The 22,232-nt window shown below is 47.7% G+C and carries 19 protein-coding genes; 11 read left to right on the forward strand and 8 right to left on the reverse strand.

Annotated features, from left to right (window positions below; all coding sequences use genetic code 11):
• Positions 1–10 precede the first annotated feature (10 nt).
• Positions 11–1,024: a tRNA dihydrouridine(20/20a) synthase DusA gene (gene dusA / locus ACO6V5_RS10630; protein WP_422133082.1), complete on the reverse strand. Its 1,014-nt coding sequence runs from the start codon at positions 1,022–1,024 to the stop codon at positions 11–13.
• 440 nt (positions 1,025–1,464) lie between these two features.
• Between dusA and ACO6V5_RS10635 the strand changes: the two genes are divergently transcribed.
• From ACO6V5_RS10635 to ACO6V5_RS10655, 5 genes are all read left to right on the forward strand, one after another.
• Positions 1,465–1,656, forward strand: a complete 192-nt coding sequence (locus ACO6V5_RS10635) for a hypothetical protein (protein ID WP_422137524.1) — start codon at positions 1,465–1,467, stop codon at positions 1,654–1,656.
• Positions 1,657–1,885: 229 nt separating this feature from the next.
• A complete protein-coding gene (locus tag ACO6V5_RS10640; protein WP_422409440.1) occupies positions 1,886–3,580 on the forward strand; it encodes a hypothetical protein in 1,695 nt (564 codons plus the stop codon).
• A 95-nt stretch (positions 3,581–3,675) separates the two neighbouring features.
• Positions 3,676–4,593, forward strand: a complete 918-nt coding sequence (locus ACO6V5_RS10645; protein ID WP_422409438.1) for a DMT family transporter — start codon at positions 3,676–3,678, stop codon at positions 4,591–4,593.
• A complete protein-coding gene (locus ACO6V5_RS10650; protein WP_422409436.1) occupies positions 4,593–5,303 on the forward strand; it encodes a tRNA1(Val) (adenine(37)-N6)-methyltransferase in 711 nt (236 codons plus the stop codon). Before ACO6V5_RS10645 ends, ACO6V5_RS10650 begins: the two co-directional genes overlap by 1 nt.
• Before the next feature lie 238 nt (positions 5,304–5,541).
• Positions 5,542–5,937, forward strand: a complete 396-nt coding sequence (locus tag ACO6V5_RS10655; RefSeq protein ID WP_422409434.1) for a helix-turn-helix domain-containing protein — start codon at positions 5,542–5,544, stop codon at positions 5,935–5,937.
• Between the two features lie 219 nt (positions 5,938–6,156).
• Here the strand turns inward: ACO6V5_RS10655 and ACO6V5_RS10660 are convergent, their stop codons facing one another.
• The 4 genes from ACO6V5_RS10660 to ACO6V5_RS10675 form a co-directional block, all read right to left on the reverse strand.
• Positions 6,157–7,896 (reverse strand): hypothetical protein, encoded by a 1,740-nt coding sequence (locus tag ACO6V5_RS10660; RefSeq protein ID WP_422133076.1) that lies wholly within the window; start codon positions 7,894–7,896, stop codon positions 6,157–6,159.
• 168 nt (positions 7,897–8,064) lie between these two features.
• Positions 8,065–8,730 carry an amino acid ABC transporter permease gene (locus tag ACO6V5_RS10665; protein ID WP_422133075.1) on the reverse strand — a complete coding sequence of 222 codons (666 nt, stop codon included), beginning with the start codon at positions 8,728–8,730 and terminating at the stop codon, positions 8,065–8,067.
• A gap of 68 nt (positions 8,731–8,798) precedes the next feature.
• The gene (locus tag ACO6V5_RS10670; protein ID WP_422133074.1) at positions 8,799–9,614 is read right to left on the reverse strand and encodes an amino acid ABC transporter substrate-binding protein; all 816 of its coding nucleotides are present in this window, start codon (positions 9,612–9,614) and stop codon (positions 8,799–8,801) included.
• Positions 9,615–9,795: 181 nt separating this feature from the next.
• Positions 9,796–10,860 (reverse strand): methyltransferase, encoded by a 1,065-nt coding sequence (locus ACO6V5_RS10675; protein ID WP_422133073.1) that lies wholly within the window; start codon positions 10,858–10,860, stop codon positions 9,796–9,798.
• Positions 10,861–11,088: 228 nt separating this feature from the next.
• Here ACO6V5_RS10675 and yciA point away from each other — a divergent pair, with 228 nt between their 5' ends.
• From yciA to ACO6V5_RS10690, 3 genes are all read left to right on the forward strand, one after another.
• Complete coding sequence (gene yciA / locus ACO6V5_RS10680) at positions 11,089–11,472, forward strand: acyl-CoA thioester hydrolase YciA (protein ID WP_422133072.1); 384 nt, start codon at positions 11,089–11,091, stop codon at positions 11,470–11,472.
• A gap of 10 nt (positions 11,473–11,482) precedes the next feature.
• The gene (udk, locus tag ACO6V5_RS10685) at positions 11,483–12,106 is read left to right on the forward strand and encodes a uridine kinase (protein WP_422133071.1); all 624 of its coding nucleotides are present in this window, start codon (positions 11,483–11,485) and stop codon (positions 12,104–12,106) included.
• A gap of 357 nt (positions 12,107–12,463) precedes the next feature.
• The gene (locus ACO6V5_RS10690; protein WP_422133070.1) at positions 12,464–13,501 is read left to right on the forward strand and encodes a GMP reductase; all 1,038 of its coding nucleotides are present in this window, start codon (positions 12,464–12,466) and stop codon (positions 13,499–13,501) included.
• Positions 13,502–13,799: 298 nt separating this feature from the next.
• On the opposite strand, the gene pflA is transcribed toward ACO6V5_RS10690, so the two are convergent.
• Positions 13,800–14,531 carry a pyruvate formate-lyase-activating protein gene (pflA, locus tag ACO6V5_RS10695; protein ID WP_422133069.1) on the reverse strand — a complete coding sequence of 244 codons (732 nt, stop codon included), beginning with the start codon at positions 14,529–14,531 and terminating at the stop codon, positions 13,800–13,802.
• A 141-nt stretch (positions 14,532–14,672) separates the two neighbouring features.
• A complete protein-coding gene (gene pflB, locus ACO6V5_RS10700; protein WP_422137516.1) occupies positions 14,673–16,955 on the reverse strand; it encodes a formate C-acetyltransferase in 2,283 nt (760 codons plus the stop codon).
• Positions 16,956–17,828: 873 nt separating this feature from the next.
• On the opposite strand from pflB, the gene ACO6V5_RS10705 reads away from it, so the two are divergent.
• The gene (locus tag ACO6V5_RS10705; protein ID WP_422133067.1) at positions 17,829–18,209 is read left to right on the forward strand and encodes a hypothetical protein; all 381 of its coding nucleotides are present in this window, start codon (positions 17,829–17,831) and stop codon (positions 18,207–18,209) included.
• Between the two features lie 156 nt (positions 18,210–18,365).
• On the opposite strand, the gene ACO6V5_RS10710 is transcribed toward ACO6V5_RS10705, so the two are convergent.
• On the reverse strand, positions 18,366–18,824 hold the full coding sequence (locus tag ACO6V5_RS10710) for a methylglyoxal synthase (protein ID WP_422133066.1): 459 nt from the start codon (positions 18,822–18,824) through the stop codon (positions 18,366–18,368).
• 249 nt (positions 18,825–19,073) lie between these two features.
• On the opposite strand from ACO6V5_RS10710, the gene ACO6V5_RS10715 reads away from it, so the two are divergent.
• Both ACO6V5_RS10715 and mnmC read left to right on the forward strand, forming a co-directional pair.
• Positions 19,074–20,060, forward strand: a complete 987-nt coding sequence (locus ACO6V5_RS10715) for a tRNA-dihydrouridine synthase (RefSeq protein ID WP_422137515.1) — start codon at positions 19,074–19,076, stop codon at positions 20,058–20,060.
• Positions 20,057–22,069, forward strand: a complete 2,013-nt coding sequence (gene mnmC / locus ACO6V5_RS10720) for a bifunctional tRNA (5-methylaminomethyl-2-thiouridine)(34)-methyltransferase MnmD/FAD-dependent 5-carboxymethylaminomethyl-2-thiouridine(34) oxidoreductase MnmC (RefSeq protein WP_422409429.1) — start codon at positions 20,057–20,059, stop codon at positions 22,067–22,069. Before ACO6V5_RS10715 ends, mnmC begins: the two co-directional genes overlap by 4 nt.
• Positions 22,070–22,232: the final 163 nt, after the last annotated feature.

A 22,232-nucleotide genomic window follows, 5' to 3' on the forward strand; every position in this document is an offset into this window, starting at 1 on the left:
TTTTACTATCTCAGGCCGCATCCTGTGCTCTTTCCCTCAGACTTTCAACCTGCTTGACTGCTTCAAGCAGCACCTCTGGCCCCGCGCCATTTTTATGAGCATTTTCGCTGATATAACGACGGAACTTACGAGCTCCAGGCTGCCCCTGGTAAAGACCCAGCATATGACGGGTTATGTGACTCAGGAATGCGCCCTTTGCCAGCTCGGATTCAATGTAAGGCAGCATTCTCTCAACAACCTGATGACGCTCGATCACCGGTTTGCCGGTACCATATAGACGATTATCGACTTCAGCCATCAGATAGGGATTATGATAAGCCTCCCTGCCCAACATAACACCATCCACATGCTCCATATGCTGTTCAATCTCGGCAAAGGTTCCTATGCCGCCATTGATGGTAATTTCCAGTTGCGGGAAATCTTTTTTCAGCTGATAAACCAACTCAGGCTTTAGAGGAGGAATATCACGATTTTCCTTGGGAGACAGACCCTCAAGAATTGCGATACGCGCGTGCACAATAAATGTTTCGCAACCGGCTTCAGCCACTTTTCCGACAAAATCCACCAGCTCCTCGTAAGAATCACGACCGTTTATGCCAACCCTGTGCTTCACTGTTACCGGAATATCCACCGCCTGTTTCATGGCTTTGACCCCTTCCGCAACTGTCTCGGGTTCTGCCATGAGGCAGGCACCAATGCGACCATTCTGAACCCTGTCACTGGGACAACCCACGTTCAGGTTGATCTCCTGGTATCCGGACTGTTCTGCGTACTGGGCTGACCGGGCAAGATGTTGAGGGTCATGACCACCCACCTGAAGGGCCAGTGGATACTCTTCAGGATTGTGCCTGAGAAAACGGTCTTTATCGCCAAATACCAGAGCCCCGGTGGTCACCATTTCGGTATAAAGCAGAGAGTGCTCCGACAGCAAACGGTGAAAGTAACGGCAATGTCTGTCCGTTAATGCCATCATGGGGGCAACGGAAAACTTACGGTCCAGGGGTTTGGGCTGAGTCACTGGCATAATGATTTTCAAAATTAGAGAACGGATAATGATATAACAGAAAGCCCATTTCGGCAGTAAAGATCACTCACTATCGACTGTGGGATAGCATCACCCGCATAAGTAATTTGCCCCGCTCATTCCAGAGCATCCCCATTTTCAACTGAATTTGTCAGCGTTAACCGCGAGAGCCTGCATCCAGATGATGCCGTCAAAAAAATACCACACGTCAAAAGAGTGACAGTCGAAAAGAAATCCGATACCTTAGTCTTTACAGCTGAAGAACACAGACAGAATGTTTCAGGGCTGCAAATCTCAATAGCTTTAAGGCTTAACAGGAATACTTTCAGATCGGAGAAAATAAAAATACTGCGTTCATCGACAACTGATTAAACAATTTACCGCTTTAAATCTTTCCCGTTTTAAAGTCTTAAAAAACAGCATCGTAAAGGAAGACGATCATGTATAATCCAGGACTCGACAACAAACGGTTATTTGAGGACGCTACCCACCCTGGTGGCGAAATAGACGACATCCGTTATCCGGAATACCTTATCTCCCTCCAATCAGACAGCAATCAGGAACCTCTGGCCTGTAATGGCTACACCTCCGATCCCCTCTACCAGGCAAATAAGTACCTGCCGCAGGTTTGACAACGCGAAATACTCTGGAAAACGAGGCAGTATCGTTTTCCAGAGATGCACGAAAAAATCAACCTTCTACTCTTCCAATTCGACAAAACCGGCCTGGACAAGAAACTGAAAGCTTTGGGTTATACCGGTAGCTCAAGTGTCGATACATATACTGAGAAAATCGCCAAACGCCGGGCTCAGGCCTTTAATATCGGGTAGCTGAAAGATTGGAATTGCCAGGGAAGGCAGAATGCACATTTTAAGCAGCGTTTATAATGGATTGACCGGATTTGCCCGAACCGTCAAGGATAATGTGGTTTCCCGTTTCCGGGGAAAAAAGACCGAAGCAGTCAAACATCCTGTTCGTAAAATGACCGGAAAAAAAACCAGTGGCTCTGATTACCGGCAACGCCCTGTTATCAGTAAAGGCTACCTTCTGGCCAAAAAGCTTTCCGATCAGTCACTGCCTGCCCACATGGTCTCCGGTGTTGAACTCCCTCCCCGCTTTCCATACGTTGAAACACCGAAAGAAAACCAAACTTTTCCTGAACCTTCGTCACGAGCCAGAAGAATCCTGACAGCCCTTATGCCGGGCAATAACGCAGTGCCAGAAGACTCAAACATATCTTTCAAGCAAGCCAAAAGGTGGCAAATCCGAGGGTTGCGTAAGGGTCTGCAAACCATTAGAAGAGAAACCGGGATGGATGTCTCAATTCGCGACTTTGATCATCAGGCAGCCAAGCTCACAGATTTTCTAACAGGTAATGGCGCCACTCCAGATTATCAAGACATAAAATTCTTCTGCGACACTGTCATAAGCGTCATGGAAAAAGCAGACTCACTGCCTCATCTTATCAAACTGGCGGTGACCGAATACATGTTTGTGCTTTCAGATCTGGGACAGGCTGCTCAGCTCAAGACACTGGAAAAAAGGCAGCAACTGGCTAAGCGATTCTTACCAGGCCAGGATGGCTTCAGAGCTCACTGTCTGCGGCGAAACGTAGATCCGGACTCGGTCCTGAACCTGCACGACCTCAAACAGTTTCAGGGAAAACTGATGGGTTGGCAGGAACCGCTGGGGCACCGGCATCAGGGGCTGGTTGAAAGTCTGGAACTCAGTAGCATGGAAGCATTGACCGAGAGACTGAAAGCGGAACTGGAGATTTTCATCGATAAAATTGAGGGTGTTGCTCCCGAACCCGAAAAAACAGCAACGAAATTCAACCATGATCAGATGCAGGCAGAAGTCATGAGACTTTATGCCCAACACGGTGTCGGGGATTTACCCGACCGACAACCAAACCCTATGTTGACATCTGCAGCTGAGCAACATCCTGTTTTGCAAAGTGCGACCCAATATCAGGTTCAACCTTCCGGAAAACTTCAAAACCATTCTGTGACGCCACTTGAAAAAGCCCGGTTACATCATTGGGTATTTGAGCAGCAATTAGCCGATGTAAGAGCCAACCATGAGCTGGATACACCGGAGCAGGTGTTCAATATCCCCACCTATCCTCTGCCGACACTGGTATTGAGAAACAGCAGGGGAGCACGAATAGACTCAGACTTTATGAAAAAGCCTGAGCTTGATGAAACAGCCTTTACAATGCATGTCGTTCATTGTGAAACGGAGGATGTCAGACAAATCGATCAGGCTCTTCTGAATACTCCGGGATTTGCAAGCAAAGAAGTTCTGGATCGGTTCAAGGAAACGATGAATAGCTTCACACGCCAGTGCTATCAATATGCCATTGGTACCTCACTACCGAGTAAAGTCTTCTCGGAAAATGACACGCATCTCATCAATGACTCCCGTCAGCGCATCAACAGTGCCATGGAAACTCTACTGGCAAACCCCGAGGCCGACACGACAACTGCCTTTCACTACCTGAGGATGCAGGAAGCGGTTCTGGAAAACTTCCTTAAGATGAACGGCGTGAGCTGACGCTGTTAAATCTTCATGGCGTAAAGCAGATTGCCGTGATATAAGACGCGTTTCAGCCGCCTGAGCCAGCATCCACTAAAGCGACTTGACACCCTATGTCTTCACAAATAAAAGCCTGCCTTTATGCTCTGGCCACTGCCCTGATGTGGTCCACCGTTGCTACCGCCTTCAAGCTCACTCTCGACCATCTTGATCCATGGCAAATGGTATTCTGGTCGGTGTTAACTTCGACCCTGCTTCTGGGTGGTTTTGTCATTGCCCAGGGCAAGTGGCCCCAACTGATCCAACAGGGCAGAGAGCACTTTGGACTTTACATCCTGCTAGGTTTTCTTAACCCTTTCCTCTACCACATCGTCCTGTTTGGCGGCTATGACCTGTTGCCCGCCCAGCAGGCTCAGGCACTGAATTACAGCTGGCCTCTGGCGCTTACATTGCTGGCTGTGCCGCTGCTGGGTAACAAGCTGAGTTTCAAGGATGGCATCTGTTGTCTCTTAGCCTATCTTGGCGTATTAATTATCAGCACCCGGGGTGAGCTGGAAAATCTCAACTTTGGTAACCCAGAGGGCGTAATTCTGATGCTTTCCAGCACCCTGATCTGGGCCTTGTACTGGATTTTAAACGCCAGAAATAAGGGTGACTCACAGGTTGGCCTGCTGTTGTGCTTTCTGTTCGGATTACCCTGGATCACGGTGGCTGTTTTCTGGCAGTCCAGTGTCTGGCCTATTCCTGTGGAAGGTCTCAGCGGGGCTTTGTATATAGGACTGGTCGAGATGGGATTTGCCTATATTTTCTGGCTCAAAGCCCTCAAGCTGGCAAAAAACACCTCAGTCATCAGCAACATCAGCTATCTCAGCCCTTTCCTTTCACTGATATTCATCGCCAATGTTCTGGATGAGAGCATTCATATTTCCACCTATGTGGGGCTGCTGATGATTGTTTCAGCCGTTGTATTTCAACAAAGAAAACCAGCGTCTGAAAAGCCTTCAGAAGCTCCTGTAGCGAGCAACCATTGATGGCCAGAAACAGTTATTTTCAATTCAAACAATTCAGGGTAGAACAGGGCCAGACTGCCATGAAAATCACCACCGACGCCTGCATTCTTGGCGCCAGAGCAGAGGTGGAAAACAGTCAATCCATTCTTGATATTGGTGCCGGAACCGGCCTGCTCAGCTTAATGGCAGCCCAAAGATCGACAGCCTGCATCGATGCAGTTGAACTGGACGATCAGGCAGCTATTCAATCCCGGGAAAATTTCTCAGCCAGCACATGGAAGAGTCGTCTGAAGTTACATCACTGCTCCATTCAATCGTTTGTGCCTGAAAAACGCTATGACTGTATACTCAGCAACCCTCCCTTCTTTGAAAATGCCTCTAAAGCCCCCTGCGACAGACGATCACTGGCACGTCACACAGACAGTTTGAGTTTTCTGGAACTGGCTGAAAATATTGACAGACTGATGTCTGAGGATGGCAAAGCCTGGATTCTGTTGCCGGTTGAATCCAGCCCAGTGTTTTTGGAAGCGCTCCACCAAGCCACAAACTTGAAGCTGGAGCGAACCCTGGCTATTCGCTCTTCTGACACCCATAAAAATCATCGTCACCTGCTGGTTCTGGGGCATTCCGGATCAAGACATAAGCTTGAGCAGATGACGATATACAGCGAGCACCCAGCGTACACAACTGAGACTATAGATCTTCTCAGGCCCTATTATTTAAAGCTTTAACTGCTTACTTCCTGTCGCGTCTGCAACAATATACAAACACTAGGAGCCTGACAGAAAATAGACTGCCCTACTGCGGCGGCAGCAAATTGGTCTGAAAATCCGCTTTTGTTCGTCAAATAGCTCGCTATTCTCCTCACAAAACCGAATTTCCATCCTCAATTTTCTGCCGTCCTCGCTACGGGCGCTATTCTCTGTCAGGCTCCTAGAGAGAAGGGCTTCGTCCCTCCGGAGTTTTGAAATGGCTGAAATATTGAATCACGAAGGAAAACCAGCTTTCGTTGTCATGCCTTACAATGAATATCTGGCGATGTTAGAAAGGATGGAAGACATCGAAGACTCTGAAGCCTTCAGAGAGGCGAAAGCAGATCTCCTCAACGGAGAGGATGGGATTTTGCCTGATCAGGTCACAAACAGGCTCATGAACGGTGACAACCCCGTTACCGTCTGGAGGGAGTACAGAGAGCTTAGCCAGAAAGGGCTACATGAAAAGTCAGGCGTATCGGCTTCCATGATCAGTCAGATCGAGAGTGGACAAAAAACCGGGTCTATAAAAACTATAAGGAAGCTATCAGAGGCTTTAAATATCGATGTAGACGACATTGTCGCTTATCAGAAAATGGATAAGCAATCCTGAAAAAAACGACACCTATAGGTCAGGTGCCGTTTTTTTTGTTTGTTCTTTGAACAGGGCTAGCAGCCTGTCGGACTTAAGACTGTCCTACTGCGGTTGCAATAAATTGGTCTAAAAATCTCTGTTTCTTCGTCAAATAGCTCGCTATTCTCCTCAGAAACAGAGATTTTTATCCTCAATTTCTTGCAATCCTCGCTACGGACGCTTAAGTCCGACAGGCTGCTAGAAAGTATTTCTATTGTTTTGGGAATCTTTTTCAGAGCTCTGGGATGGATCCTCTGATTCACTCGTATCTGGCTCTCCAAAGGCTTCCCATTTATTACCAAAGCCTGGTGGCGGTGGCACTGGACTGGATACAGGTGATCCCGTATCAGTCGGCCACGGAGCCAATTTAAACACCGCTGAAGGAGCCTGTTGTTCTTGTAAATCCGAAAGAAATGGGTCAGTAGATGGTATTGAAGCGACTCCCGTAAAACGGTTATTCACTGCCGGTTGTATAAGGGGAGGAGTCTGACCAAAAGGAGGAATGGGCATATACTCCGGGTGCTCAGCCGTACCTTTTTCTGTTCTGGTCACTGATTCTTCCAGTTGCTTAAAGCTATTGACACCGTATCTGGCCTGGGCCTCTTTCGTCAACACATCCAGGTTGTAGCCCGGGTGTTCACCCAGTCCCAACTCTTCACCATAACTGGAGAGGAAATCGACCACCCGGCTTGTGCTGTCAGCATCCTTGGTTGCAAACCTTCTCAGTTTTGACAGTGTTTCCTGGAAACTTCTCAGGTGGTGATATTCCCACATTTTTTCTGAATCAAAACTGCCAACGCCATTTTCTTTATCGATATCAACCCTGATTTTATCAATCTCAGACTGAACGTCACCGGCAAACAGAGACCAGTCATTGTGCATGAGTCGAACAGCTTCCAGTACCAGGCGGTCTTTATAGACGGGCTCACCCTGTGGCCAGTTTTCTTTGGCTGCACACATATAATAATCCAACCCTGGTAAACGCTTGGAGTAACCCGCTTCTGCTGTGGCAAATTGAAGCTTGTCAGTACCCCAGATCATCTGTCTGTTACGCTGGGCTCTGACCAGGGTATTGTGTTCTGAATGCTCATCAGGATTATCAACAAAGGCAATAATGTCTTTGTAAACTCTGTTTCTGTACTTATCACTGATCTCTCTGATCCGGGAATCAATATCCAGACGATCCTGAGTCACACTGGCGATATTATTGGTGACACCCTGAACAAGATTGAAGGCATTACTTTTCTGTAAGCCCTGAGTTTTCACGTGAACCCTGATGGCATCGCGAAGGGCAGCCTCAGTATCAAACTGGCCACCCAGCTCCTTATACTTGAGCTCTGTAGCCATATGCCTGAGGTAAGCCAGACGGGATTGCGATTTATCCAGATTTTCCTTCAGTTGTTTGACTTCAGTACTCTCTTCCTCAGTCACCTCGGTAGGGCGTCTCAGCATTTTGTCATTAAGCGCAACTCTTGCCTTGGCAAAGGCTTCAAGATCGATTTCAAACTGTTTATCAGCTTCTTTTAGTGCGTTTGATTCAACCTTAACCAGGAAATCAACAGTCGTTTTGCTACCTTCAGAGCCAACCTCTCGAGACTTCACCTCAAAGCCAGCTTGCTTCTTGAGAAATTCTGACTGATCAGGGCTTAGAGGAATACCTTCTTGACTCTTTGCCTTGATACGGTTCCCCATCAAGGCTTCCTCAGCCCTGATCTGGACAACCCTTCTGGCAGTAATACGAACTCTGGGGATACGATCTGAGATACCGTGGGCAAGACGTTTGGCATGGAAGGCCGCTATTTTCATTCCCTGAACGAAACGGCCCCAGTTTTTAACCAGCACTTTTTTAGGGTGCAATGCCTTGACTTGCTGTGACACTTCACTCTTGAAATGTGCAAGCCGGGGTACCAAGGACTCTATACGTGTTCTTAAACTCATCCTGACCTCTCCATGGTCAAACGCGGTCATAACTTTTCGTTAGTATAGGAAAAAATTAGAATGAATAACGCCGATATTAGTAGAAGTCAGAATAACAACATTATAAATTCAGAATCACCGCAGAAGAGAGGCGGGTGCCGTAGATTCGGCATCCGCAAAACAGAACAACTAAATGTATGCTCGATTGAGTCTTGCTTCAGCCCACTTCTGGAGCCAGGTGCATACTAACACCACTCCCCAGTAAATCAGCGCAACACTGAGGTAACTTTCGAAAAAGCGGAAGCTACTGGCGGCCTCCATCTGGGCACGGGCCATGATCTCAACAACCCCCAGAGTAAAGGCAAGTGATGTGCTCTTGAGCAGATCAATCCCATTGTTCATCAATCCGGGAAAAGCCACCCTTGCCGCCTGAGGAATAACAATTCTTCTCATGCCCTCGGCCCGGGTCATACCGACACTCAAAGCAGCTTCCATCTGCCCCGCATGGACACTAATAATCGCTGCCCTCATGCTTTCTGACATATAGGCAGCAAAATGCAGACCCAGACCGATGATCACAGCCACTATGGCAGGCATACCTGCAAGAGCAGGTACCAACTGTGGCAGGCCATAGTAGAACAGGAAGAGCTGAACCAGCAGCGGCGATCCCCTGAAAAAAGAGATATACAGGTCAGCCAGATGGTGAAGATAAAAGGGCCGGGCAATTTTTACCAGAGCCAGAACAAGACCCAGAGACAGAGATAACACCAGACCACCCAGTGTCATAAAAAACGTCGTATCCAGATTCACGGCAACTGTCGGAAGCATTCCGACAGTGTATTCAAAATCCATCATTCAAATGCCTGTAGCTGACTTCGGAACAAACGGGCCAGTATTCCAGAGAACAGTAATGGATGAAAGGTTTACCCTGCAGGTTTAACAGTAATGTCTCCACCGAACCATTTACCGGAAATAGAAGCCAGAGTTCCGTCTTCAGCCATGACAGCCAGAGCAGAGTTCACTTGATCCCTCAGAGCCAGACCCTCTTGATCATTGACGAAGGGCATAGCATTTTTCAGGATCTCAATCGGCTCACCGGCTAACTTCAGAGGCAAATCAGACTTATCAATCAGGGCCATTACGCTGACACGATCCATAACAAAAGCATCAGAACGTTTAAGCACAACATCTTGCTCAATGCCGGTATCGTAGGTTACCACATTGATTTTGTTCTCTGGATCATTCTGACGCAGGATCGCTTCAAAGTTAGAGCCCAGATTCACAGCAACTCTCTTGCCTGCCAGATCATCAACTGACTTAATATCATTGTTGTCTTCGTGGACTACTATCTGGGCACCGTCGTAAACATAAGGCTCGGAGAAAGCATAACGTTCGGCGCGGGCTTCAGTCAGCGTAATCTGGTTGGAAATAGTGTCCAGCTGACCTGCTTCCAGCATGCCAAACAGACCAGAGAATGGTGCCGTAACAAACTCAACATCTTTATTCAGGCGACTAGCGATCTCCTTCCAGAGATCAACTTCAAAGCCTTTCAGTTCACCCTGCTCCATAAAAGTGAACGGGTAATAGGTGCCAGACATACCGACTTTAACGACAGAAGACTTAACTTCATCATTGCCTGCCTGTGTCTGTGCAGACTGATCATCAGAGCAGCCAGCCAGCACCACAGACATAGCCAGAGTGACGGTGGTTATAGCTTTTTTAAATGTAAGACCGAACATGAGTGTCTCCCTAAGAACAGCTGTGGGCAATGTGCTCAACCACTCATTTAATCTAATGAAATGTGGTCCTGAAGGCTGCTTGCCCATAATCAGGAGCGCAGATTATCAGCGTCACCAATTATAACTGAAATAACATTTTCATCAGTTTTTATGTGAAAATGTTATATAAATATTTTTGCGATCAGCGCTTGAAAGCCTGATAGATTGAGAAACCCTTTTTTACGACAAGTGTTTTACAATCTCCGAAAGCCTGTTTGATGATCGGCTCATAGCGGAGGAAGCTGTTCGCCACAATTCTCAGCTCCCCTCCTTTCTTTAGCAGGTCAACAGACCGGGCAAGAAACTGTTCCGTTACTGCATAATGAGTCTTGACACCCTGATGAAATGGAGGATTGGAAACGATCAGGTCAAACTCACCAGTGATTTCAGATAAACCGTCGCTGGCGATCACGTTAAAGTGCCTTACGTTATTTTCCTGCAGGGTACGGGTTGAACTTTCCAGAGCCAGAGCATCGGAGTCTACCAGAGTATAATGTCCGTCGGGGTTCAATTGCCCCAGAAAGCCGGCTACCACTCCGGCACCACAGCCAAAATCGAGAACACGTTCGGCCGCGCAGTGATCAAAGGTATCCAGAAGTGCTGCAGTACCCACATCAACACGTCCATGACTGAATACACCAGGTAGAGAGAATAACGGCATAAATGTATCACGAACTTTAAGTTCATAGGCACTGTAATAATCCGGCCTGGAGAATTCAACGCCATTGTGCAGATAGCCTGAAGCTTCAATTAAACTGCAATGACGGGCATTATCCATGTTTTTGACTTCAGAAAAGTTCTGCCTGAGTCGCTTGCGCCAGGATTTTATGCCTTCACTGTTTTCGCCCGTCAGCCAGACGACAGCGTCTTCTTTTAACAAAGGTGCAATCATCGCCAGCCAGAAATCCATCAGAGGTTTGCTTTTCTGCAGAAAAATCAGCACGCCATCAAAGTGGCCTGCTGTCGATTCGACCACAGAGCCATAGTGAAGAGTCATCTGACTGCTTGCAGACCAGTCCTCTTTAACGGCCCTGTAGACTGAAAAGTCTCGAGCCAGCCCGTAAACTTCTTCTGCAATGCCTTCCTGAAGAATTTCTCTTCCCAGACCATCAGCAGGCATACCCAGCACGAGCATCTTATCGCAGCTCAGCCATTCACTGTTACGAACCACCAACTGGCTTGGGTTAGAGAGAACTCGAGCGTTCATAGCATCCTTCAATCAAGCAAATAAAATCACAGCACAGAATAATATTCTATTAATGAGAAAACGTCATAAAAACTATGACTTATTGATGGGCCATCAACTGGCCAAGAGGCTGGCTTTCCAGACTTGATTGACTTGTGCAAGTACATTTTCTGAAACTACCGATTTACATGATCTTCTGTGGCTTTTAGCATTTGAGCCAGATTTTTTTGTGCTCACTGGAGACCCCTAATGCCCGAGCCACAGGGAGAGCTTATGCTCAGAACCCTCGCCATGCCTGCAGACACCAACCCCAACGGCGACATTTTCGGTGGCTGGCTAATGTCACAAATGGATATTGCCGGTGGTATCGCTGCCAATCAGAGAAGTCACAGCCGAATTTCTACTGTAGCCGTTGAATCTATGTCATTTCACCATCCGGTCAATGTCGGTGATGTAGTCTGTTGTTATGCTGAGGTCATTCACGTTGGCACCACTTCTATGCGGATCAAGCTGGAGGTCTGGATCACGAATATGCCTTTTCATCAGCAACGCATCAAGGTGACGGAAGGCGTCTTTACTTTTGTAGCCATTGATGAACAGGGTCGCCCTCAACCTGTGGATAGAGAAAAATAACGGAATATAAATGCTAAAACAAAAAACCATTCTGGTCGGCGTTGCCGGTGCCTCTGCTTCCGGTAAAAGTCTGCTGGCCAGCACTCTGGTCGAAGAACTACAGTCTCAGCACGTTTGTGTCATCTCCGAAGATTCTTACTACAAGGATCAGACGCACATGGCCATGAAGCAGAGGGTTCAGACTAACTATGACCATCCCGAGTCCATGGACCATGACTTGATGCTGGAGCATATGAAGCTACTAATAGAAGGTCAGACAGTGGATGTGCCGCTATACGATTACACAGAGCACAACCGTAAAAAGGAAACCCGCACAGTCCCTCCTGCCCGGGTGGTTCTGATTGAAGGCATTCTGTTGTTTACCCGTCCGGATATCCGTGAAACCTTTGATCTTCGTTTCTACATGGACACGCCACTGGACATCTGTCTGATAAGACGACTGAAGCGAGATATTCTCGAACGGGGCCGTGATGTTGATTCGGTCATCAGACAATATCTGGAAACGGTTCGCCCGATGTTCCTGCAATTCATTGAGCCTGCCCGCCAGCATGCTGACCTGATCATTCCCCACGGTGGCAAGAACAGAATTGCCATTGACCTTATCAAAACCAAGATTCAGGATCTGATTGATTAATTCATGCCTGTCTACACTCTGTTTTCAGGTCTGCTATTTTATAAGTCAGATCCTGATTTCAGGCAGGGCATAGCCCTTCTGCCGACACTCGTGGGCGAGACCGTCCAGGCGGTAAACCAGCCATGAGCGAAAAAAAACGTTTCGCAAATTCAACCTTTGACCTGAGTACCTGTTTTTGTATAATCGACCGGTATAGGCGTAGAAAGTGCGCGCGCTTTCCGGGTCACCGGTATCTCCTCATAGGTAGCCTCCAAAATCCTGCCGCTTGTACACTCTCCCTTGTCATCAATCTGTCGAAGACTAAATCCTTAACCGTAAATTAGTCTTTAACCTGTAAAAAGGTCTAACGGGAAAGTTATGCGTGTTGAAGCTGATATCAAGCTGGGTTTTAAAGATGTTCTGTTCAGACCCAAGCGTTCAACCCTGAAGAGCCGCTCCCAGGTAAGCCTGGAACGCACCTTCAAATTTGTTCACACCACCCGGGAATGGACTGGTGTCCCTGTCATTGCTGCCAATATGGACACAGTGGGCACTTTCTCCATTGCCCTCGCTCTGGCCGAACACAAGATGCTGACTGCAGTGCACAAGCATTACACCATTGAAGAATGGGGTGCATTTCTGGACAATGCACCCGCAGGTATTGAAAACCATATCATGGTAAGCAGTGGCACATCCGATGCCGACTTCACCAAACTCAACGATATCCTGGCGCTGAACGACAATCTTCGTTTTATCTGTATTGATGTTGCCAATGGCTACTCCGAACACTTTGTTCAATATGTTTCCAAGGTTCGTAACCAGCACCCTGATAAGGTCATCATTGCCGGTAACGTAGTCACCGGTGAAATGGTCGAAGAGCTGATTCTCAAGGGTGCAGACATTGTCAAGGTAGGCATCGGACCAGGCTCTGTATGCACTACCCGTGTCAAAACTGGCGTGGGCTACCCACAACTGTCTGCAACGATAGAATGCGCTGATGCAGCTCACGGTGTTGGTGGTCAGATTATCTCCGACGGTGGTTGTGCCTGTGCAGGCGACGTTTCCAAAGCCTTCGGCGGTGGCGCTGACTTTGTCATGATTGGCGGCATGTTTGCTGGTCACGACGAGTCCGCTGGTGAAGAGGTGGAAGTAGATGGCGAGAAATTCAAACTGTTCTACGGAATGAGTTCCGAGACTGCCATGGACAAGCACTCTGGCGGCGTTGCCAACTATCGCGCCTCTGAAGGTAAAACCGTTAAGGTGCCTTACCGTGGCCCCGTTGAAAATACTGTCCAGGACATCCTGGGTGGCGTTCGCTCAACATGTACTTACGTAGGCGCAGCCACCCTGAAAGAACTGACCAAGCGAACCACCTTTATTCGCGTTCAGGAACAGGAAAACAGAGTCTTTAACTAGCAGCCTGTCGGACTTAAGACTGTCCTACGCGGCAACTGCTCCTGCGTTGCTCTAGCTCCTGCATCCATGCAGTCGTGCGGTTGCAATAAATTGGTCTAAAAATCTCTGTTTCTTCGTCAAATAGCTCGCTATTCTCCTCAGAAACAGAGATTTTTATCCTCAATTTCTTGCAATCCTCGCTACGGACGCTTAAGTCCGACAGGCTGCTAGACTTCTATGGCCTTCCCCCTTTCGGGCAAGGCCACCCCCACCTTATGCTCCTTCTACAACCCCGATCCAATTGCTTGCCGGGAAAGGTTTAGTAGGCCGCCACGATCCCCCTCGAAGTAAACTCATCCCGGATCAGATCAAGCTGCTCTTTAGTAGGTGGAGTCACCTTTTCCAATTCATAAGTGTCGTTCAACAAATTCCATTTATGGACCCCAAGACTGTGATAAGGCAGTATTTCAACCTTCTCAATGTTTTTCATGGGCTCGATAAACTCAGCCAGCATAGCAGCGTACTGAGGGTCGACTGTGTAACCATCGACTACGACATAACGAATCCAGACAGGCTTTTTAATCTCTGCCAGATATTCAGCAAAGTGCCGGGTATGACTGCCGGTGACATAGGTCAGCTTATGATGCATCTCTTCATCCATGTGCTTAATATCCAACAACACCAGGTCGGTATTATTTAACAGACGAGTAACATCATCGTTAATGTGCTTGGCAAAGCCATTGGTATCCAGACAGGTATGAATCCCTTCCTGACGGCAGGCTTCAAACAGGTCAGCAACAAATTCAGCCTGTAAAACAGGCTCACCGCCGGTGACGGTCAGGCCCCCTGAAAGAAAGCTTTTAACTTTTTTGATTTCCCGAAATACCTCTTGGTGGCTTTTCAGCTCCCCGCCTTCACGAAGATCCCAGGTGTCCCGGTTGTGGCAATAGCGGCATCGCATCAGACAACCCTGCATAAAGACCACATAACGAATACCCGGGCCATCTACGGTTCCAAATGAATCCATAGAGTGAACACGCCCAATTGCCATAACTGACCTCATCTCAAAGATGACAAATAGCGAAAATGCAGACCTGCAGCAAGTCATCCCGGATAACGGATTTTAAGAATAAAAAGCCGTAAAAAGAAGGCCGACACAGAGCCGACCTCTTTCACTCAGCACCCAAAAAGTTTACAGGGTTGATGTAAAGGTCCTGGCAATAACATCTCTCTGTTGCTCAGGAGTCAGAGAGTTGAAACGAACAGCATAGCCAGACACGCGAATCGTTAGCGAAGGGTACTTGTCTGGATTGACCACAGCATCCTCCAACATTTCACGATTCAGAACGTTCACATTCAGGTGCTGACCTCCCTCCCGATCAACTTCATGATGGAAATAACCGTCCATCAGACCGACCAGGTTACGACGACGACCGTCTTCATCTTTACCCAGTGCTTTTGGCACTATTGAAAAGGTGTAAGAAATACCGTCTTTAGCATAAGAGAATGGCAGTTTAGCGACAGAACTCAGAGACGCTATCGCACCAGTTGTGTCACGGCCATGCATTGGGTTGGCACCTGGGCCAAAGGGCTGGCCTGCACGACGACCGTCTGGTGTATTACCGGTCTTCTTGCCATACACAACATTGGAAGTAATGGTCAGGATTGACTGGGTTGGAATGGCATTACGATAAGTTTTGTGTGCAGCCACCTTCTTCATGAAGGTTTCTACCAACTCACAGGCAATCGTATCAACATGCTCTTCGTTGTTACCAAACTTGGGATAATCGCCTTCGATCTCGAAGTCTACCGCCAGACCGTCTTCATCACGAACAGGCCTGACCCTGGCATACTTGATCGCAGACAGAGAGTCGGCAGCAACAGACAAACCGGCAATACCTGTGGCCATCGTACGCACAACATCACGGTCATGAAGAGCCATTTGAGAGGCTTCATAGGAATACTTGTCATGCATATAGTGTATGGCATTCAGAGCCGTCACGTACTGGGTTGCCAGCCAATCCATCAGATGATCCATGCTGGCGTAAACAGCGTCATAATCCAGAACGTCGTCGGTAATTGGAGCTACCTTGGGACCAATCTGAACCTTCAGTTTTTCATCCACACCACCATTGATGGCGTACAGCAATGTTTTGGCCAGGTTGGCACGAGCACCAAAAAACTGCATCTGCTTGCCTACAACCATTGGCGATACACAGCAGGCAATGGCGTAATCATCACTGTCCATATCCGGACGCATCAGGTCATCATTCTCGTACTGAATGGAGCTGGTATCAATGGACACCCTGGCACAGAATTCCTTGAAGCCCTGAGGCAAGCCCTCGGACCAGAGCACCGTGATGTTAGGCTCGGGTGATGGGCCCATGGTGTAAAGAGTATGCAAGAAACGGAAGCTGTTTTTGGTAACCAGTGTGCGACCATCAAGGCCCATACCACCAATAGACTCTGTCGCCCAGATTGGATCGCCGGAGAAAAGCTCATCGTACTCTGGCGTACGCAGGAAACGAACCATACGAAGCTTCATTACAAAGTGGTCGATCAATTCCTGGGCATCAACTTCATTGATCCTGCCTGCCTCCAGGTCACGCTGGATATAAACGTCCAGGAAAGTCGCTGTGCGACCCAGAGACATGGCCGCACCATTCTGGGATTTCACCGCCGCAAGATAACCGAAGTAGGTCCACTGAACTGCCTGCTGAGCCGTTACTGCTGGTTGACTGATATCGCAATCATAACTGGCAGCCATCTCTTTTATCTGCATCAAGGCACGGATCTGCTCCATAATTTCTTCACGCAGTTGAATGGTTTGCTCAAGATTCTCTCCCGATTCCAGCACGGAATCCAGTTCTCCATGCTGTACTTTCTTGTCTGCAACCAGACGATCAATACCGTACAGAGCTATACGACGATAATCTCCTATAATTCGTCCACGACCATAGGCATCTGGCAGACCGGTGATAAGACCGGACTTGCGACAATTGCGAATAGAAGGCGTGTACACATCAAATACACCGGCATTGTGGGTTTTTCGGTATTCAGTGAAGATCTTTTTCACCATGGGGTCCAGAACCTTCCCGTACACTTCACAGGAAGTTTCCACCATGCGGATACCACCATTGGCAATCATACCCCTCTTCAGAGGCTTGTCAGTCTGCAGACCAACGATCTTCTCCAGACCTTTCTGAATATAACCGGCTTCGTGCGAGGTAATTGTTGAAGGCAGATCATGATCGAAATCGATTGGGGCATGTGTACGGTTTTCTTCCTTGATCCCTTCCATGACATCATCCCAGAGACGCCTGGTAGCTTCAGTGGCGTCGGCGAGGAAATCATCACCCCCTTCATAAGGGGTATAGTTCTTCTGGATGAAATCCCGGACATTGACGTTTTCGGTCCATTCACCCCGGGCAAACCCTGCCCATCCTGCTGGTAGGTCTTTGGCTTGAGTGCTCATTGATAGCAGCTCCTCGTGTTTGAATATCCGTGAAGAACATCCTGTCACACTTACAGAGCGCATCTTCACAGAAAAAATATCAGTCTGGCCAAACAGAAAGGAAATGCATACCTGTGTCGAGCAATACCAGAAGCCACTCACGATCTCTCGGTATAATGACAACCATCTTACAAAGCAGTGCAGTATGACTGCCCTTCTGTTCGATAAAACTGTCGCTCATTGAGTTACAAAATATATTAACTAATTACTTTCTACTATCGTGTCCAATACCTATCAGGACAGCTATCGAACTTTAACCTCCAAGATAACCATTTACTCGACTTACGACTTACACGACCAACTATACGACTGCAAACAACTTGATGACTGACAAGGTAGCACAACCCTGCATAGAGTAAATCGACCAAAATATAACAACAGAATGCAAAGAAAAACAAAATCACCCACACAAGATTCTTTCAAAATTTATCCATATATAGGCTTTGGAACCATATAATCAAATCAACTTTAAAGCAGTTATTTTTTGGAAATAGCCGTTAATTTGAACCCATTTAATTAATTAGTTATTAACATTTTTTCAAAATGCAAAAATATTATTTAAATAAACAACCTTAAAAACCACCGACTGCTATTCTTCCCTCCTAACATCGACGCGCCATAGTAATGATTCCATATCAACATTGGCCACGAGCATGTCCATAAGTTACTAATGCATCGTTAACAAAACGACCCAACTCTCCGTTCCCGGTTCCTAGGTAATGACTTTTTTATTTAGGTATTGTTACCTATACATGGGTTTGTGGAGTTTTAATATCATCAAGTTATAAATAGACAAATTAATCTTTCCGGGACGAATCTCCTCTGGAGACAGTAATGAGCAAATATATTTACGCCACTGTTTATGAGCAATTTACCGGCTTAAAACCGCCCGAGCCAAAATCGCATAAACCTCGTAGAAGAAGGGGCTATGGTCATCCGTACAGAATGCGCTTAAATATGCAGGAATCGGAAGACAATATTCAGGAGTCAACGTCCGGCGACTGCAATCATATCCGCGATGATGAGCTTGATTTTCAGCAAGAGTCAGGCAGACAACCTTTGAATCAACCGTACCGACATCAAAACTATTCACTCACAACCACGCCTCAAAAACCTGTTGAATGTCAAAGTTTCGTTGAAGAGCAGAAGTCGGCTTGCTCTCCGAAAGTGACCTATAAAAAACGTCGTCACTATGAATCAGCTATTGGCAATTAAAGCTTGGATTCGGCTGGCTTAGTAAAGACTTCCAGCTACCCGGAGTTACATTGCAATCAAATTGCCTGTAATATTTTGCGGGCAATTTTTCTGTTGGCTGTTGTTTCGAATTATTGTTTAGTATCACTCTAAATCTGATAAATTTTCATAAATTCATCAAAAGGGTCTGGACTTCAGATAATGCTCATAATCGGGAATCTTTCTTTCGTGACTCTGACTCATCATTTTTGAAGAAAACATAAACTCAGCAGAGCCCTGATTACAGGCCACTGGAATATTCCAGACTGCTGCAATTCTCAGCAACGCTTTCACATCCGGATCATGGGGTTGCGACTCGAAAGGATCCCAGAAGAACACCAACAGATCCAGTTTACTTTCGGAGATCAATGCACCGATCTGCTGATCGCCTCCCAGCGGACCACTGATGAGCTTCCTGATGGGCAGAGACAGCGTCTTTTCTAGAAGACTGCCGGTTGTGCCCGTAGCAAATAACTGATGATTGATCAGCTCATCACGATGACGCAGGGCCCATTCTACCAGCTCTTCCTTCTTTTTATCGTGAGCTACCAGTGCAATGTTCTTTTTTGCTGGCACGACATGTGTTTTATATTCCATCGAGAATATTCCAACCCTGAAAGAAAGATGACTGAAGTATTTAACTGCTGACACTATTGCTGTCAAACAATATCCTTGCATGTGATCGAAAAAGTCAGGATTAGGGCAAAGAACAGACAGAAATGGAGGGAACAGAGTCTTATAAAAAGACATACGTTATTATTGATCGCCTTCAGAAGATAGCACTTGTAGGTGCAGAAATTTCTGTTAGATTGTCGCGTTTGCCCGAGAGCTATACCCTAATCATTCATGAGCACTATAACCCTGGCCCCCATGGAAGGTGTCGTCGACTATCTGCTACGGGAGCTGCTGACCGAGGCCGGTGGCATTGATCTGTGTGTAACAGAATTTATCCGTATCACCGACACCCGGCTGCCGACACAAACGTTTCACCGGATCTGTCCGGAGCTCAGGCACGGCTGTCGTACACGAAGCGGAACACCTGTACACATTCAGTTTCTTGGCAACAATCCGGAAATGATGGCCCACAACGCGGCCAAGGCTGCCCGACTAGGCGCACTAGGGGTCGACATCAACTTCGGCTGTCCTGCCAAAACGGTAAATCGCCACAAGGGTGGCGCAGTTCTTCTGAAGGAACCTGAGCTTATTCATGAGATTGTCGCAAGAGTTCGTAAAGAGGTTCCTGATGAGGTGCCCGTCACTGCCAAAATGAGACTGGGCTATCTGGATGGTGACCTTGCCCTGGACAATGCCCTGGCCATAGAAAGTGCCGGTGCCAACTCTCTGGTGGTTCATGCCAGAACCAAACTTCAGGGTTATAAGCCTCCTGCCCACTGGCAGGAGCTGGTTCAACTACGAGAGGCCCTATCCATTCCCCTGGTAGCCAATGGCGATATTTTTAATGTTGAGGATGCCCAACGGTGTCGGGAAGTATCCGGCTGCCAGGACATTATGATTGGCCGGGGTATCCTTCGCGATCCTGATCTGCCTGCCGCCATTGTCGCCAGCCAGCATAGCCAGGATCTTGAAGAACGCTGGACTCGCACTCTTTCACTGATCCAGAGGTTTACCGAAAAAGTGGTTTCTGCCCCTGATAATCCAGAGCAGGAGCACCCTTATTTCATCAACAATCCCAGACGCTATCTGGATGGCAGGCTTAAGCAGTGGTTAAGCATAATGAGTAAAAGCTCTGACAACGCCCGTGAACTGTTTGAAAAAGTGAAGCGGGAAACCTGCCTGCAAACCCTCTCCCATATTATCAGGGAAGCCAAATGAGCCGTAAATCTGATTCTGCAATCCTGCCTGTCACCCATGCAGACCTGGAATGGAAAGAAAACGGTCAGCCTGCATCCACTGCATTTGATGACATTTATTTTTCTACCGCTTCGGGCCTCAGGGAAACCCGGCACGTATTTATTGAGGGCAATGATCTGCCAAAGCGCTTCGCCGCTTTGCACCAGAACAAAAGTTTTACGCTTGGAGAAACCGGTTTTGGGACAGGCCTCAACTTTCTCTGTGCCTGGGCCTGTTTCGATGAAGAAGCGCCTCAGTCGGCAAGACTTCATTTTGTATCAACCGAAAAGTATCCCCTGTCCCGTAAAGATCTTCATAAAGCACTCTCCCTGTGGCCAGAACTGGAAAAGTACACGACACCACTGATTGAATGCTACATGCCCGCCATAGAAGGGCATCAGCATTTCAGCTTTGCTGATGGAAGAGTCAAACTGACACTCTGCATCGGCGATGTGCTAAACACACTGCCTGAGCTGGAAGGTCGGGTTGATGCCTGGTTTCTTGATGGCTTCAGCCCCGCGAAAAACCCTCTGATGTGGCAGCCAGAACTGTTCACAGTTATGGCAGCTAAAAGCCATGCAGGCACCACCTACGCAACCTTTACGGCCGCCAGAGCCGTCAGAGACGGACTCAGTCAGGCGGGCTTCAGTGTCGAAAAAAGCGAGGGCTTCGGGCACAAACGGGATATGATCAAAGGCAGGCTGAAACAAACAGCCAAAGATCAGAAGACCAGGCCGATATGGTTTGTGAATCCCGACCAGCGTAATACTGATGGACCAGTTCAGAGTGCCATCGTCGTTGGCGGAGGACTCGCTGGCTGCAGCACAGCAAGAGCATTGGCTGAAAGAGGATGGCAGGTCACTCTGATCGAGCAACATCAGGCTCTGGCCATGGAAGCATCCGGCAATCCTCAGGGTATTCTTTACACCAAGCTCTCGGCCAGTAAAACGCCTCTCAGTCGATTTATCACCCAGGGCTACCTCTACTCCATTCATTTATTGAACACTTTTGCCAGTGTCCAACCGGAGCTCTGGCAACAATCCGGTGTCGTACAGCTGGCTATCAATGAGAAAGTTCGAAAACGTCAACAAGACCTGGCACAACTCTTTCCCACTGACTTTCTCAGGGCCCTCTCCAGCCAGGAGCTATCCGGGATCGCTGGCCTGCCGCTGGATCATGATGGCCTTTACTTCCCAAGTGCAGGATGGGTAAACCCTGCCCTTTTCTGCCAGACTCTGGCGAACCACGACAATATCAAACTATTTTCTGACAGGAGACTAGAGTCTCTTGAATATGGATCTGATGGCTGGAGTTTAACCCTTCAGGCTGACGGCACTTCCCGGATAATGAAGTCCCGTAATGTCATCATTGCCTGTGCCAGAGCGTCCAGCCAATTGCCCGCCCTGAACTTTATTCCACTAAAGAACATCAGAGGGCAAATCACCGAGATAAGCTGTACTGACGACAGTGCCCTGCTAAAAACAACCGTCTGCGGCGAAGGCTATGCAGCTCCTGCCGTCCATGGTCGTCATACCATTGGAGCCACTTTCGACTTTCACAGTGACTCGGCTGAGGTGTTACAAGAAGATCATGAGAAAAACCTGGCCATGCAAAAGAAATGTGCGCCCGCACTCTTCCGGGCATTGGGAGGAGAACAGGCCAACATTTCAGGAGGCAGAGCCAGCTTTCGTTGCACGACGCCTGATTATATGCCTGCTGTGGGTGGGATTGTTGACCAGGAAGACTTTCTGAATGAGTTTGCCATGCTGCGCAAAAACATGAAGCACCCATTCACTCATCCTCCTGAATACCTGAATGGTCTGTATATCAATGCCGGTCATGGCTCCAGAGGATTGATTACAGCACCTCTGTCGGGAGAATTATTGGCTGCAAAGATGAATGGAGAGTGCTCACCTGTCGCTTCTGATCTTCTGGAACATTTGAACCCAACCCGGTTTCTGGTAAGGGCAATGAGTCGAAATCAGATTTAATACCGATCGTGCTTTCTAACTCCCTATTGCACTGAAGATTCGAGCCATTGTTTTAAACAAGTAATAACCGATAGCAAGCATCGGTATAGCGAATCGTCAAAAGGACATCTACTCAGGGCGAAGCCATAAAAGCACATCTATCATTCGACCACAGGTGTTAACA

The organism is Endozoicomonas sp. ALD068, assembly GCF_049310145.1.
Classification (GTDB): Bacteria; Pseudomonadota; Gammaproteobacteria; order Pseudomonadales; family Endozoicomonadaceae; genus Endozoicomonas_A.